The sequence below is a fragment of the Noviherbaspirillum cavernae genome (assembly GCF_003590875.1).
Taxonomy (GTDB): Bacteria; Pseudomonadota; Gammaproteobacteria; order Burkholderiales; family Burkholderiaceae_D; genus Noviherbaspirillum; species Noviherbaspirillum cavernae.
The window spans coordinates 2301600-2317597 of record NZ_QYUN01000002.1; the positions used below are offsets into that span (position 1 = coordinate 2301600).

At 59.4% G+C, this 15998-nt stretch carries 11 protein-coding genes and 1 pseudogene; 4 read left to right on the forward strand and 8 right to left on the reverse strand.

Annotation, left to right across the window (positions count from 1 at the left end):
- Positions 1-10: 10 nt before the first annotated feature.
- From leuD to D3870_RS10740, 5 genes are all read right to left on the reverse strand, one after another.
- Positions 11-658: a 3-isopropylmalate dehydratase small subunit gene (gene leuD, locus D3870_RS10720; RefSeq protein WP_119738977.1), complete on the reverse strand. Its 648-nt coding sequence runs from the start codon at positions 656-658 to the stop codon at positions 11-13.
- 60 nt (positions 659-718) lie between these two features.
- Positions 719-841, reverse strand: coding sequence for an entericidin A/B family lipoprotein (locus D3870_RS10725; protein WP_119738979.1), 123 nt, complete (start codon positions 839-841; stop codon positions 719-721).
- Between the two features lie 24 nt (positions 842-865).
- Positions 866-2269, reverse strand: coding sequence for a 3-isopropylmalate dehydratase large subunit (gene leuC / locus D3870_RS10730; protein WP_119738981.1), 1404 nt, complete (start codon positions 2267-2269; stop codon positions 866-868).
- A 151-nt stretch (positions 2270-2420) separates the two neighbouring features.
- Positions 2421-3254, reverse strand: coding sequence for a M48 family metallopeptidase (locus D3870_RS10735; RefSeq protein WP_119738983.1), 834 nt, complete (start codon positions 3252-3254; stop codon positions 2421-2423).
- 9 nt (positions 3255-3263) lie between these two features.
- Positions 3264-3560 carry an MFS transporter gene (locus tag D3870_RS10740; RefSeq protein WP_242490064.1) on the reverse strand — a complete coding sequence of 99 codons (297 nt, stop codon included), beginning with the start codon at positions 3558-3560 and terminating at the stop codon, positions 3264-3266.
- Positions 3561-3646: 86 nt separating this feature from the next.
- Between D3870_RS10740 and D3870_RS22305 the strand changes: the two genes are divergently transcribed.
- On the forward strand, positions 3647-3796 hold the full coding sequence (locus tag D3870_RS22305) for a hypothetical protein (protein ID WP_158590427.1): 150 nt from the start codon (positions 3647-3649) through the stop codon (positions 3794-3796).
- A gap of 216 nt (positions 3797-4012) precedes the next feature.
- Here D3870_RS22305 and aroC read toward each other — a convergent pair whose 3' ends face one another.
- A complete protein-coding gene (aroC, locus tag D3870_RS10745; protein WP_119738986.1) occupies positions 4013-5113 on the reverse strand; it encodes a chorismate synthase in 1101 nt (366 codons plus the stop codon).
- A 271-nt stretch (positions 5114-5384) separates the two neighbouring features.
- Between aroC and D3870_RS10750 the strand changes: the two genes are divergently transcribed.
- The 3 genes and pseudogenes from D3870_RS10750 (at position 5385) to D3870_RS23235 (ending at position 11010) form a co-directional block, all read left to right on the forward strand.
- Entirely contained in the window at positions 5385-7628 is a 2244-nt protein-coding gene (locus D3870_RS10750) for a putative bifunctional diguanylate cyclase/phosphodiesterase (protein ID WP_242489935.1), read from the forward strand.
- 529 nt (positions 7629-8157) lie between these two features.
- Positions 8158-10080 (forward strand): annotated as a pseudogene (locus D3870_RS23230) (PAS domain S-box protein); the annotation flags it as partial.
- A gap of 528 nt (positions 10081-10608) precedes the next feature.
- A complete protein-coding gene (locus D3870_RS23235) occupies positions 10609-11010 on the forward strand; it encodes a sensor histidine kinase (protein ID WP_422879665.1) in 402 nt (133 codons plus the stop codon).
- Between the two features lie 301 nt (positions 11011-11311).
- Here the strand turns inward: D3870_RS23235 and D3870_RS10765 are convergent, their stop codons facing one another.
- Positions 11312-12745 carry an efflux transporter outer membrane subunit gene (locus D3870_RS10765; RefSeq protein WP_119741951.1) on the reverse strand — a complete coding sequence of 478 codons (1434 nt, stop codon included), beginning with the start codon at positions 12743-12745 and terminating at the stop codon, positions 11312-11314.
- Position 12746: 1 nt separating this feature from the next.
- On the reverse strand, positions 12747-15971 hold the full coding sequence (locus tag D3870_RS10770; RefSeq protein WP_119738990.1) for an efflux RND transporter permease subunit: 3225 nt from the start codon (positions 15969-15971) through the stop codon (positions 12747-12749).
- Positions 15972-15998 lie beyond the last annotated feature (27 nt).

Genomic DNA, 15998 nt, shown 5'->3' on the forward strand with positions numbered 1-15998 from the left:
GGATTAACTGTCAGATCGTGTTGGCCAGCCAGGGCTGCGATGCCAGATGCCGCTCTTCGAAGGCGCGAATCTTGTCGGATTGACGCAGCGTCAGGCCAATGTCATCCAGACCGTTAAGCAGGCAGTATTTGCGGAACGCATCGACCTCAAACGGATAGAGGATATCGCCTTGTGTTGTGGCAACCACCTGCTTATCCAGATCGACAACGAGGCGATACCCCGGGAACGCCTTGACTTCGTTGAAGAGGTGATCGACCTGCGTTTCCGACAAGACGATCGGCAACACGCCGTTCTTGAAGCAGTTATTGAAGAAGATATCGGCAAAGCTCGGCGCGATCACTGCGCGAAAGCCGTACTGCTGCAGCGCCCATGGCGCATGCTCACGCGATGAACCGCAGCCGAAATTCTTGCGGGTCAGCAGAATCGACGCCCCCTTGTAGCGCGGCTGATTCAGCACGAAATCCGGATTCAGCGCGCGCCTGGAATTATCCATCCCCGGTTCCCCGTGGTCGAGATAGCGCCACTCGTCGAACAGATTCGGGCCGAAGCCGCTGCGCTTGATCGACTTCAGGAACTGCTTGGGAATGATGGCATCGGTGTCAACATTCGCGCGATCCAGCGGTGCGACCAAGCCATCGTGTACGGTAAATTTTTCCATGTTCGTTATCTCTATCGCCATCCGGTTGCTGCTTCACGCACAGGGACGGCTTCCAACTGGTTATCTCCTGGCGGAGTTCTCAACCGACTCGCCAAGACGTTTCACGTCCTTGCCAAAACCTTGCATCGTGTTGCAGCCGGTCAGAACCAGCGAGGCGATCAATATTGAAAACAGCTTTTTCACTTTCTTCGCATCTCCTGCCAGCGATTAACGCAAGGCGCGAATATCGACGAAATGCCCGGCGATTCCGGCTGCCGCAGCCATCGCGGGCGATACCAGATGCGTCCTTCCGCCTTGCCCCTGACGGCCTTCGAAATTACGGTTGGAGGTGGACGCGCAACGTTCACCCGGCTCCAGTCGGTCGGCATTCATTGCCAGACACATCGAGCAACCCGGCTCGCGCCATTCGAAACCGGCGGCCTTGAAAATCTGGTCCAGCCCTTCGCGTTCTGCCTGCTCCTTGACCAGCCCGGAACCCGGCACAACGAGCGCCAGCTTCACATTTGACGCACGATACTTGCCGCGCACGACAGCAGCGGCCGCGCGCAAATCCTCGATGCGCGAGTTGGTGCAGGAACCGATAAAGACCTTGTCGATGCGGATGTCAGACATCGCGGTATTCGGCTTCAACGCCATGTAGACCAGCGCCTTTTCCATCGCGTCGCGCTTGACGGCATCGGTCTCTTTATCCGGATCGGGAACGCGGTCGTCGATCGGCACCACCATTTCCGGCGAGGTGCCCCATGTCACCTGCGGCTTGATTTCGGCCGCATTCAAGGTGACGACCATATCGAATCGCGCGCCTTGATCCGAATGAAGCGTGCGCCAGTATTCAACCGCGCGATCCCAGTGCGGACCGACCGGCGAGAAGGGACGGCCTTTCACGTAGTTGATCGTCGTGTCGTCGACCGCGACCATGCCGGCGCGCGCACCGGCCTCGATTGCCATGTTGCAGATCGTCATACGGCCTTCCATGGACAATCCGCGTATCGTCGAGCCGGCGAATTCGATTGCATATCCCGTACCGCCTGCCGTGCCGATCTTGCCGATGACCTCCAGCACAATATCCTTTGCAGTCACGCCGAACGGCAACGCGCCATCGACTTGCACCAGCATCGATTTGGACTTCTTGGCGAGCAGGGTTTGGGTCGCGAGAACGTGTTCGACTTCGGAGGTGCCGATGCCGTGCGCCAGGCAGCCGAATGCACCGTGCGTGGAAGTATGAGAGTCGCCGCAGACAACCGTCATGCCGGGCAGCGTCGCACCCTGCTCCGGCCCGATCACATGCACAATCCCCTGCCGCTTGTCGCGCATGCTGAAATACGTCAGCCCGTATTCCTTGGCGTTGGTATCGAGCGTCTCGACCTGCAAGCGCGATACCGGATCGGCGATGCCGTTGACGCGGTCGGTTGTGGGCACGTTGTGGTCTGCAACCGCCAGGTTGGCGGAAACACGCCAGGGTTGGCGGCCCGCCAGCTTCAGTCCTTCGAATGCCTGCGGGCTGGTCACTTCATGGACGAGATGGCGATCGATGTAAAGAATCGTGGTGCCGTCTTCCTCTGTGTGGACGACGTGCGATTCCCAGAGTTTGTCGTATAGCGTTTGAGCCATGTTTCAAAAGTGTGCAGAAGATGCATGAATCGGTGAGGACAATCTTTGATTATGCCATAGTTGTGCAATGCAAAACCTGGCTGCGCCGTCGCATGTCGCCAATGAAAATGCCGCAGTTGCCAGCGCGGATATTTTGTTAAAAATTTGATAATTAACGCCCTTTTCTGGCCTGTTCGTACAGCGGCATGACGCGCTGCGAATACGCAGTCAGGTCGTTCACGCGGTCTGCGGTCGAAGGGTGAGTGGACAGAAACTTGAGCGGCTCGCCGCTGCTTGCCTTGCCCATTTTCTGCCATAGCGAAATCGCGGCGCGTGGATCGTAGCCGGCGCGCGCCGCCAGTTCGACGCCGATTCGATCGGCTTCTGTTTCATGCTTGCGCGAATTCGGCAGGCCCAGCAAGCCCATGTAGGCGAATTCCGCGCCCTGCTGCCCGATATCGCCCAGACCGAAGAGCGCCGTGCCGACGGAAATGATCCCGCTGGCAACCATCTGTTCCGACGCCCGTTCGCGGGCATGTTCGCGCAACGCGTGCGCAATCTCATGCCCCATGACGGCGGCAAGTTCATCATCAGTGACGTTGAGCCGCTCCATCAATCCGGTATAAACCGCCATTTTTCCGCCCGGCATGCACCATGCATTCACCTCTTGCGAAGTGATGACATTGGTTTCCCATTGCCACTTCACGGCATCAGGACGGAAGTGGGCCGTCTGCGGAATGAGCCGGTTGACGATGGTGCGCACCCGCGCAACTTGTTCCGGGTTGCGGTTGAGAGTTCCTTTTTGACGTTCTCTTGCAATCAGTTCGGCATATTGTTCGCGCGCAGCCTGCTCCAAGGCTCCCGGCGCGACCGCCATCCGCTGCGTCCGGTCCACTCCGACAGCGCCGCTCTTGGTTGTCTGCACGGTCTGGCAGGCGCCCATGCTCACCACCGCCGCCACCACAAGCATGCCTTTCAATACCTGCTGCTTGACAGTCGTTTTCATTATTTCTCCTCATGATGTAGCTGCCAGCGAGAAAACTGCGGCCATCAAATAGACTGCCTGCGAGCCGGATGTATCCCACAAGCCATCCAGAATCAGTCCGCCAAACGTCGCTGCGTTCAGCGCATGTGCAATCATCAACAACACCAGCGACTCGGCACAGTAGCCGATCATCAAGAAGCGCATGACGGCCGGAATCAAGCTCGCCACCATCAACTTCTGCACATCGAAGAATCGGAAAACCGGAGCTTGATGAAAGAAAGACACAATCTCTGCGACGATGCCCAGCGACCACATCAAACCTATCACAGTGCTGCTATAGCCGATTTGCGCAAGGTAAAGCGAGTAGAAGACATGGAGCGCCGCGTGGGGCGGCAATTATCAGGAAAGTCGATATGAAAAACGCGGACACCTCGCGTCACCGCAGCGCGGCAAGCACCCACGGCGTGTCGCACGGTGGATGGAGGTTCGGTGGTTCCGGCATGCGCAGACTGGCTGCCAACACCAATGCCAGCATCAGCAATGTCAGCCAGAGCATGAGATGAATGCCTCATCGGTTCAGCACCGGCCTGGCCGGCGCAGGGCGAAAATACGCCGATAAAGCCGTAGCAAGCGAAGAAGGCAAGTGCGAAGCTGATCGACTATCCGCGCCGGAAGGGATTCGACACAGGGAGATTCTTGCCGGCGGGCGTGTTTTTATTCGGGGCGGGAAGCTGACCGAAATCTCGCAGCCTTGTTTCCGGGCTGCGATCGATCCAGAGTCATTTGATATGCGCGGGAATCTTCGGTGTTGGCACGCGTACATCGCCGCACTGCGCCCTGTGCCGCAGCGCATGATCCATCAGCACCAATGCCAGCATCGCTTCCGCAATCGGCGTCGCGCGAATTCCCACGCAGGGATCATGGCGGCCGAAGGTTTCGACCTGAATCGGCTGTCCGCTCTTGTCGATGGAGCCGCGTGGAGTACGAATGCTGGAAGTCGGCTTGATCGCGATCGATACCGTAATGTTCTGCCCGGTCGAGATGCCGCCCAGTACGCCGCCAGCGTTGTTGGACGCAAAGCCTTCCGGTGTCAGTTCATCGCCATGCTCCGTGCCTTTCTGCGCAATCGACTTGAACCCCGCGCCGATTTCCACTCCCTTGACCGCATTGATCCCCAACATGGCATAGGCGATTTCCGCGTCGAGCTTGTCGTAAATGGGTTCGCCCAGTCCGACCGGCACATTTTCAGCCACAACGTCGATGCGCGCGCCGCATGAATCGCCATCCTTGCGCAGCGCATCCATGTAGTCCTCCAGCCTGGGCAGAATGGTGGCGTTGGCGGCAAAGAAGGGGTTTTGCTGCACGTGGTCCCACGATTCGAAGGGAATGGCGATTTCGCCCAACTGGCTCATGCACCCCTTGAATGTGGTTCCGTACTGTTCCTTCAGCCATTTTTTTGCGATTGCCGCCGCACCAACCACGGGCGCAGTGAGTCGTGCCGACGAGCGCCCGCCACCGCGTGGGTCGCGGATACCGTATTTGTGCCAGTAGGTGTAATCGGCATGCCCCGGACGGAAGGTTTCGACGATGTTGCCGTAATCCTTGCTGCGCTGGTCTTCGTTGCGTATTAGCAACGCAATTGGAGTGCCGGTTGTCTTGCCCTCGTAGACGCCGGAAAGGATTTCGACCTTGTCCGGCTCCTGCCGTTGCGTGACGTGGCGCGACGTCCCGGGCCTGCGGCGATCCAGTTCCGGTTGTATGTCAGCTTCCGACAGTGTCATGCCCGGCGGGCAGCCATCGACCACGCATCCGATGGCGGGGCCGTGAGATTCGCCAAATGTAGTGACAGTGAAAATAGTGCCGAAAGTGTTGCCGGACATAGTCGCATTCAGAAGGTCTTCAAAGGAAGAATTCTAGCGCATTGACAGTTCGCCACATTCAAAACAGCCCGCGGAATGGCCGGAAATACGGATACGAAGATAGGAAATTCAGCTCCGACTGGAAATGTATAGTTACCGATACTCAATTCCATGCAGAATAAGCTATAGTCATTTACAAGCTGGTAATGTTGCATTGAAAACATGCATTGCTTTCAATAAATTCATCGGTACAGTTCGACGACAGAAGAAGGCTAGGATCTTGGAGAGGACAATGCCCCCAACAATCACGTCGCACGAGGACGATCTTGTCTTTCTGGACGAGGTGGTCACGATATCGGGCGCTGCCAAATCTTCCGTGGCAACGGATGTCTGGCGCGTGATGATTGTCGACGATGACGCCGATGTGCATGCCGCGACGGAGTTCGCGCTGGGCAATCTGGAAATGCAACACCGGCCGCTGCAGTTCCTGCATGCCTATTCCGCCACGGAGGCGCGCAAGCTGCTGTCGCAGCAGCAGGACATCGCCGTCATTCTTCTCGATGTTGTGATGGAACAGGAAGACGCCGGCCTCCAACTGGTACGGCATATACGCGAAGTGCTGAAGCTGACGGAAGTGCGGATCATCCTGCGCACCGGCCAGCCGGGCTACGCACCGGAGCTTGACGCGATCCGCGACTTCGACATCAACGACTACAAGACGAAATCCGAACTGACCCGCATCAAGCTGTACACCACGGTTACCGCTGCAATCCGCTCCTATCAACAGATCTGCGCAATCAATGCGGGACGTCGCGGATTGGATCTGATAGTTCGGATGAGCGCGGAATTGATGGCGCTCCACGACCTGCCGAATTTCGCGGCAGGCGTGATCGAACGGCTGGCAAGACTTCTGCAGAAGGATCCCGAAGGCGTGGCCGTCCGTCAGGAAAGAACGCATGGCAGGACGCGCGGCGACCTGACAGTGATCGCCGCTACCGGTCGCTACGCCGAACTGGTCGGCAAGCCATTGCATGATGCTGCGCGTATCGCCGGCGCGGCGGAACTTGCGCTGGAACAGCGCCGCCACATCTATTCCGAAAGCCACATTACGCTCTATTTCAGCAGCAGCAGCGACGGCTCAGGATTTGTCGTCCATCTGAACACTGGCGAACCAGTCAATGAAGTGCAACAACGCCTGCTGGAATTCTTTTGCAGCAACATTGCAGTGGCGCTCGATAACGTCATGCTGGTCAATCGCCTGCGCAATTTCGCTTTTCACGACCCGCTGACCAAACTGCCCAATCGCGCGCACATCAAAGAGCTGCTCGATGCAACCCTTGCCTGCGCGGACAAGCTTGAAACCACGCTGGCATTGGTCGATATCGACCACTTCGCGGAAACCAACGACGCGCTGGGACACCAGTTCGGCGACCTTCTCTTGCTCGGGGTCGCCGCGCGCCTGCAATCGCAGCTTGGCGATCAGTTGACGATAGGCCGGGTTGGCAGCGACACCTTCGGCGTCCTGGGCAATTCCGAGCGGGTGAATCCGGCCGCCCTGCTGCAACTGTTCGAGAAGCCGTTCAGCATCGACGGCCACGATGTGCAGCTATCCGCCACGATCGGTCTGGTCCGGCTGTGCGATTACGAGGATCGCGACGTCGATGCGCTCAAGGATGCGGACATTGCATTGAAGCGGGCAAAGCTGCAGCAACGCGCCGGACATTTCTATTTCTCGCGCAGCATGGGCGTGGATATCCGCGAACGGGTCCGCATGATGCACGCATTGCGTACCGCATTCGAAGCGAAGGAACTGTTTGTCGTTTACCAGCCGCAGATCGATCTGGCGACGCGCCGCCCCATCGGCGCGGAGGCACTGCTGCGCTGGAAAACCGCGGACGGCACTTTCATCTCGCCGGACCGTTTCATCCCGATCGCCGAATACTCCGGCCTGATCATCGAGATGGGCGAATGGGTGTTGCGCGAAGCATGCAAGGAACTGGTGCGGCTGCAGCAACTCGGCTTCGATGACTTCAAGATTTCCGTCAACGTCTCGCAAGTCCAGTTCCGCCATCCCCGCTTCCTCGACACACTGCGCGCGGCGCTGCAAGACACCGGGGCATCTCCCGCCCGTATCGAGCTGGAAATCACGGAGTCGATTGCGATGGACGATCCGAATGTGCTCTTCGATCTGCTGGAGCAGATCAAGGAGACTGGCGTGACCATTGCCATCGACGATTTCGGTACGGGTTTTTCATCGTTGAGCTATCTGCAACGCCTGCGTGCGGACAAGCTGAAGATCGACCGCGCCTTCGTCGCCGAAATCACGAATTCTTCGCGCGGCGGCAGCATTGCCGAAATGGTGATCCAGCTCGGGCGCAACCTGGGCATGTCGGTCATTGCGGAAGGCGTGGAAGACGAGCATCAGGCTGGCAAGCTGGCCTCGCTCGGCTGCCCGCTGACGCAGGGATATCTGTTTGCAAAGCCCATGACCGTGGACCATTTGACGGAATGGCTGACCCGGAACAGCCCGGCATGACCGGCGCTGCCTGACTGTCACCGGTACACGAAGCGCCGCAACCCGCCATGCCCCGACAAGGCGGCATTTGAAACCCTGACTTTCCATTCCACACGGAATACTCATGTCAATGATCGGACGCACTTTGACTCTGCGGCGCGCCATCGTGCTCGTCGTGGTACTCGGCCTGTTCATACCTTCCCTCCTCATCAGCGGTTTTTCATGGATCACACGCTATCAGGACGATATTCAGGCCCGGACACATGAATTGCTGCAGCAGAATGCGGACGTGCTTTCCACCGGCATGCAGGAACCACTGTGGAACATCTACCCGGAAAGCGGCATTGCCCTGATCGAAGCAATGATGTCTCGCAACGAGGATATCGTGCGCATTGAAGTGCGCGACAACGCACTCGGCATCTTTGCGTCGGGCCAACATCCGGAAAGACGCATCGGGTATACCGCCCAAACCTCCCGGCCGGTCGTGTACAGCGGCAAGACGATAGGGTCCGTCAGCATCGAGATCGGCAGCATCCGCCTGCAGCGAAGGATGATCAAGGAACTGACCGAATCGGCCATCGCCGTATTTTCCCAGGCCGTGCTGTCGATCGTCCTGATTCTGATCCTGCTGGAATATCGCCTGATCCGCCCGCTGCAGCGCCTCGGCATCGGCGCCGAGCGCCTGGCAAACCGCCAGTTGGACGTGCCATTCAAATGGCGGCAGCTTGACGAGATCGGCTTGCTGGGCCGCCGACTGGAAGACACGCGCGTCAGCCTGCGGACGCTGTTCACGGAACTGGACGAGAAGAACCGGCAATTGGAACGGGATATCGACAAGCGCAAACGCATCGAGCAGGAGCTCCATGAGCGCGAGGAGCGATACCGGGCATTGGTGGAAAAGAGTCCGATTGCCATCATCGAATGGGACGAAAGCCATCACGTCATCGAGTGGAATGACGCAGCGGAAAAAATCTTCGGCCATCTGCGCGAACAGGCGCTGGGACGGCACGCCGGATTTCTGTTTCGGCAGACAGACCATGACGCCGTCAATGCGCACTTCGTGAACCTCGCCGTCAATGGCGGCGACAGCCATGCCATCACGCAAAACCTTCGGGCCGACGACAGTGTCATTACCTGTCAATGGATGCACACGCGTATCGACGACGAAGGCGGGCGCGCCGGCCGTCTGCTCTCGATTGCGGAAGACATTACCGAACAGCGGCGGACGGAAGAGGCGCGCATCCTGTCCGAGGCAAAATTCGCCGGCGCTTTCGCCTGCAATCCGGATGCCGTGGTCATCATCAGTCTCGGCAATGACATGATCCTCGATATCAACGAAGCCGCCGAAAAGGCGACCGGCTACCGCCGCGAAGAAGTGATCGGCAAGACCACCCGCGATCTTGATATCTGGGTGGATGAGCAAGAAAAAAGCGCGTTGTTTGCGCATATTTTCCGGTCAAGGACGGTGCATGACTTTACCTGGTCCATGCGCACCAAATACGGAAATGTGCGGCAGTGCGTCACCAACGGCACGGTATTTACGGTCGGAAGCGAGGACTATCTGCTGACCGTCGTGCGCGACGTCACCGACCAGCGCCGGCTTGAACAGCAAAAGGCCGAAGCCGACCGCGCATTGCTTCGGCTCGCGCAAGGCACGCACGATATCGCAGGCGAATCGTTCTTCGAGCTCCTCATTGCGGATCTGGCTTCTGCACTGCATGTCGACTACGCACTCATTGGCGTGCGCATGCCCGGCACGCACAACAAGATTCGCAGCATCGCGGCGTACGGCAATGGCCACGCGATGGAAAACTTCGAATACTTCAGCACCGGCACACCATGCGAACTGGCGCTTGAAGGCGAAATTTGCGTCATGCCGACAGGGATACAGGCGCAGTTTCCGCACGACCGCGCCCTTGGCGAAAATGGATGGGACAGCTATGCAGGTGCGCCACTGCGCGATGCCGCCGGCAATACGATCGGCGTGCTGGCCGTTCTGGACTCGCGCCCGCTGGGCAATCCGGATCTGGTGAGATCCTTGCTGCAGGTCTTCAGCGAACGCGCTTCCGCGGAAATCGGACGCAAGCGCGCTGAAGAAGAACTTCGCAACAGCGAACAGCGATTCTCGACGATTTTCCGGAGCTCGCCTGTCGCCATGTTCGTGACACGCGTGCACCACAACCATGTCATCAAGGACGTCAACAGCGCATTCGAAAATCTGTTTCTGCGCAGCCGCGACACGGTAATCGGAAAAAACACAGTCCAACTCGAGCTCTACTGCGACGCCACCGATCGCACCGAGCTGCTCGACGAGTTGATGACGAAAGGCAGCAGCAATGCATCGGGCCGCGAGTTATGGATGCTCCAGGGCGATGGCGGCAGGATATTGGTACAGTTTTCCGGTCACACCTTCACGCTGGCAGGAGAAAAATACGGCATCTTCGCCGGCTCCGATGTCACCGACAAGCGACGCATCGAAAACGAGATCCGCGAGCTCAATGCCACGCTGGAGCAGCGCGTCATCGAGCGCACGGAAGAATTGCAAAAGGCGAATACCGATCTTGCAACCACGCTGGAAACCCTGCGCATGGCGCAGGAAGAACTGACACGCAGCGAGAAGCTTGCCGCGCTCGGCTCGCTGGTGGCCGGGGTCGCCCACGAACTCAACACGCCGATCGGCAACAGTTTGATGGTGGCGAGCACCTTTGCAGATCAGGCGCAGCAATTGGCCGGCAGCTATGCCAGCGGCAACGGTCTGAAGCGATCGACGCTCGAAAAATTCTTGGCAGATGCGGGCACCGCCAGCGACATCATGGTGCGCAATCTGCACCGCGCCGCCGACCTCGTCACCGGCTTCAAACAGGTGGCGGTCGATCAGACCAGCTCGCAGCGGCGGCGCTTCTCGCTTGCGGAAGTGGTCTCTGAAATCATGCTGACACTGTCACCAACGCTCAAGAAGACCTCGTTCACTGTGCAGCAGCATATTCCTGCCGACATGCAGATGGACAGCTATCCCGGTCCGCTCGGCCAGGTCATCACCAATCTCGTGAACAACGCGCTGGTACATGCCTTCGATGGCCGCAACACCGGCACGGTGACGATTGCTGCGCAGATCGCGGATGACGGCTGGATGGAACTGATTGTGAAGGATGACGGCGCGGGCATACCGCAGGCCAATCTGAATCGCATCTTCGATCCGTTCTTTACCACCAGGCTGGGCGCCGGCGGCTCCGGCCTCGGCCTCAATATCACTCACAGCATTGTCACCAACATTCTCGGCGGCCGCATTCGCGTGCAAAGCGAAGTCGGCCGCGGCACGACCTTCATTGTGACTGCGCCGATGCTTGCTCCACAGCGGAAGAATGAAGATGATCCGCTGAGAAACAGGTTGTCGCTTGTCTAGTGTCCTGAGTTAGAAATTCGCCACATAAAAGATGACGAGAATCACACCGATACTGCGTCAAAAATGCTCGCAAGGCCTCGGCCTTGCTGTGCTTTTTTCCTTGTCTCGGCGCGATTTCATCACTTTTATTTGCAACGAATTTCTAACTCAGGACACTAGCAGGCTGTTGAAATTCGAGCGCTGGTTCGCCACACTGACTGAAAAACAAATTTGCCGTGGAATCCATCGGTCGCCCCGTCAATTGGAGGACGACATCATGGCCGGCATCGAACGCTTTTGTCTGCGAATTTCCAACTCAGGACTAATCCGCCTTGGCCGGCACAGCCGCGCTTGCCGCCATGCGCTCGGCCTCGACTACCCAGCCGCCGCCCATTGCCTTGTACAGGTTGATCAGCGATGCATACACCGCGCCCTGCGTCTGGGATTGAGAGAGCTCGGCGGCAAACAGGCTGCGCTCCGCATCGAGCACCTCGATGAAGCTCGTGTAGCCATTGTCATAGCGCAAGCGAGCGAGAGTCACGTAATTGCGCAGCGCATCGACCTGACGGCCCTGCGCTTCCAGCTGTTCGCGTGTCTTGCGGTGCGCGACGAGTGAATCCGAGACTTCCTGAAACGCGACCTGGATCGACTTCTGGTATTGCAGCAGGGCTTGTTGCTGCTGTGCCTGCGCCTGCTGCACCTGGCCCGCGATGCCGCCGGCGGTGAAGATCGGCATGGTCACTCCCGCGCCATACGACCACGCGCGCGCCGGTCCGGTGAACAGATCCGAGAATTGCGAACTAACCGATCCCAGCAGGCCGGTAAGCGAGATTGACGGAAAATACTGGGCACGTGCCGCGCCGATCAGCGCGTTGGCGGCGATGAGATTCTGTTCGGCCTGTCGCAGATCGGGGCGCCGCACCAGCAGCTCCGACGGCAAGCCGGACGGCACGGCTGGCAAGACGAGACTCGGCAGTTCGCGGCCGCGGCGAATCGGTCCCGGATTGCGGCCGAGCAGGACCGACAGCGCATCCTCCTGCTGCGCGATCAGGCTCTCGATGCGCGGAATGGCGATCAGTGAGCCTTCGTATTCCGACTGGTTCTGCGCCAGCTCCAATTGCGATACGGTGCCGCCCTCGAAGCGCAGCTGAAATACCTTGAGCGAATTCCCGCGGCTGTCCGCCGTTGCCCTGGCGATTTCCAGTTGCCGGTCGAGGTCGCGCAGATTGATGTACGACGACGCGACCGCCGCCACCAGCGTCAGTATCGTTGCACGCCTGCCCTCTTCGCTCGCCAGCACGTTTGCGCGTGCGGCTTCCGTCTGCCGGCGCAGCTTGCCGAACACATCGATTTCCCAGCTGAGAGAAAGCGCGGCATCGTACTGATTGAAGATCGGATCGATGCCGGACGACAGCGGCGGCACGCTGGATTGCGTGGCGCGCTGGCGCTGCGCATTGAACGAGGCGCCGACTTGCGGGAACAGCAGCGAACGGGTACTGGCGAATTGTCCGAGAAACTGATCGACGCGCGCCGCCGCGATCTTCACGTCCTTGTTTTCGGCGAGCGCGATGGCGATCAGCTCGTTCATGGCCGGATCCTGGAACTGCTCCCACCATATCGTGTTGGCGACGTCCTGCGCCTCCTTGTCCTCGAAGCGGAAGGCTTCCGGCATGTCGATGTCCGGCCGCCGGTAGTCGGGACCGACCGCGCAGGCGCTCAGGGTTGCGGCGATCAGGAGCAATGCGGGGTTGCGCATGTCAGTCATCCTCGCGTCGTGCGTGCGGCGTGCCGGTCGCATGCGCGCCGGATGCCCCCGGACCGGGGTGGCCTTCCTCGCCCTCGGCCGCCCCGCCCTTTTTCGCGCCGCCGAACTTCTCGGACATTCTTTCGATCAGGAAGTAGAACATCGGGATGAAGAAAATCGCGATGACCGTCGCCGCCAGCATGCCGCCGATCACGCCGGTGCCGATCGAATGACGGCTGTTGGCGGAGGCGCCGACCGCGATCGCCAGCGGCACGCAGCCGAGGATGAAGGCAACCGAGGTCATGATGATCGGACGCAGCCGCTCGCGCGCGGCGATCATCGCCGAGTCGTAGACAGAGTGCCCCGCCTCGCGGTTCAACACCGCGAACTCGAAGATCAGGATTGCGTTCTTGGCGGCGAGCGCAACCAGCATGGTCAGTCCGATCTGGAAGTACACGTCATTGTTCAAGCCGCGCAAGAGGATCGCCAGCAGCGCACCGAAAATGGCGAACGGCACAGCCAGCAGAACGCCCACAGGTAATGACCATTTTTCGTATTGCGCGGCGAGAATCAGGAACACCATGATCATGCCGAAAGCGAACACCATCGTGGACGTGTTGCCTGCACTCTGCTGTTCGTACGCCTCGCCGCTCCATGCAATGCCCATGTCGGACGGCAGCACCTCCGCGCCGATGCGCTCGAGCGCGGCAATCGCCTGCCCGGAGCTGTAACCGGATGCCGCATTGGCGGTGAGCTTCACTGCGGGGAAGTTGTTGAAACGCGTCATCAGGTCCGGTCCGGTGACATACCTGGTATTGATGACCGACTTGAGAGGAACCATGCTGCCCTCCCGGCTGCGCACGAACAACTGTTCCAGATCTTCTGGCCGGAGGCGGTACGATGATTCCGCTTGCAGAATCACTTGCCACAGACGGCTGAACTTGTTGAACTGCGACACGTACAGCGAACCAAACATGGTCTGCATCGCGCTGTAGACTTCCTCGACCGGAACGCCGAGCGTTTCGGCCTTGTCGCGATCCACATCGACCAGCAACTGCTGCGACGATGCATTGAACGTGGAGGTGACGCCGGTCAGTTCCGGAGTGCTTCTCGCTTTCGCCACGAAATCGTTCACGATGCCGGCAAGCTGCTGCGCGTTCTTGCTGCCCTTGCTTTGTATCCACAACTCCATGCCGCCGGTCGTGCCGAGGCCGGGAATCGATGGCGGATTGATCGGCAGGACAATGCCTTGCGGTATCTTGCTCAGATTCATGTAGGCATCGGTGATGATGGCCTTCACGTTCTGGGTAGCCGCATTCTTCGCCGTGTAACGTTCGTCGAAACTCTTTAAACCGACGAAGAATGTCGCTGAATTGTTCTTCACCTGGCTGTCGAGCAGACTGAATCCGTCAACCACTGCCACGCTGCTCACCCCCGGCTGATGCATGAAATAGTCTGACACGCGCGCGCTGACCGCTCCCGTCCGATCGAGGCTGGCGGCGTCCGGCATGATCACCGCGCCGAGGATGTAGCCCTGGTCTTCCGGAGGCAGAAAGGCGGACGGTATCCTCTGGAACATAAGCACCGTCAAGCCGATCATCACGGCAAACAGCACCAATCCGATGACATACCGCTTGATCATCACGCCCACCGCGCGCGAATAGCCGTCGGTCAGACGGTCGAAGTTGCGCTCGAACCATTTGAAAAATCGGTTCTTTTCCGCATGGCCCGATTTCAACAATATCGCCGCGAGCGCCGGTGACAGCGTCAGCGCGACCAGGCCGGAGATGGCAACCGAGATCGCAATGGTGATGGCAAATTGCTTGTAGAGCTGCCCCGTGATGCCGCCGAGGAATGCCACCGGCACAAACACCGCGCACATCACCAGAACGATGGCAACCACCGGCCCCGCCACCTCGTCCATCGCGCGCCTGGCGGCCTCCTTCGCGTTCAATCGATGCACGCTCATGTTGCGCTCGACGTTTTCGACGACGACGATGGCGTCGTCCACCACAATGCCGATCGCCAGCACCATGCCGAACAGCGTCAGCATGTTGATCGAGAAACCCAGCGCCTTCATGCCGATGAAGGTGCCGATGATCGACACCGGGACCGCGATCACGGGAATCAGCGTCGCCCGGAAACTTTGCAGGAACAGATAGACCACCAGCACCACCAGCACCAGCGCCTCGTAGAACGTGTGCTCGACATCCTTGATCGAGGCCCGCGTGAAGTCGGTGTTATCCATCACGATCGCGTAGTCGATGCCTTCCGGGAACGTGCTTTTCATCTGCGCCAGCGTCGCCTTCACCTGGTCGGAAACTTCCAGCGAATTGGCGCCCGGCTGCTGGTACACCGCCATCATGGTGGCGGGCTTGCCCTGGTAGGTGCTGCGGACCGAATAGTCTTTCTGCCCGAGCTCGGCACGGCCGACGTCCTTGAGCCGCACGATGGCAGCGCCGCCGCTGGCGGCACGGATGATGATGTTGTCGAACTCGGCCGGCTCGGTCAGGCGGCCGCTGGTGGTGACGGCAAAGGATTGCTCGACCGCCGTTCCGGTCGGCGACTGGCCGAGGCGGCCGACGGCGAATTGCTGATTCTGGTTGGCGACCGCCTTCTGCACATCGGCCGCCGAGATGCCGAGCTGCGCCATGCGGTCCGGCTTGAGCCAGATGCGCATGGCGTAATCCGGCGTGCCGAAGATCGACGCCTGGTTCGCACCGGGAACGCGTTTCAGCGCATCCAGCACATAGATGTTCGCGTAGTTCGCGACGTAGACCGGTTCGTAGCGATCGTCGGTCGCGTAGACAGCGATCGCCATCATGAAGGCCGACGACCTCTTCTGCACCTGCACGCCTTGCGACTGCACCGACGATGGCAGCTGCGGCAATGCGAGATTGACGCGGTTCTGCACATCGACCTGCGCCAGCTCGGGATTGGTGCCGATCTCGAAAAAGATGTTGAGCGTCATGTTGCCGGTGGATGAGCTCGACGAGTTCATGTAGATCATGCGATCCGCGCCGTTGACCTGCTGCTCGATCGGGGCGGCGACGTTGTTCGCCACCACCTCGGCGTTGGCGCCGGGATATGTGGCGGACACGGTGATCTGCGGCGGCGTGACTTCCGGATATTGCGAGATGGGCGAGTTGAACATCGCGACCGCGCCCGCGATGACGATGACGATCGAGATCACTGACGCGAATATCGGATGGTCGATGCAGAAGCGGGAGATATTCATTGCGCGGACCAGTGATTGGTGTGAGCG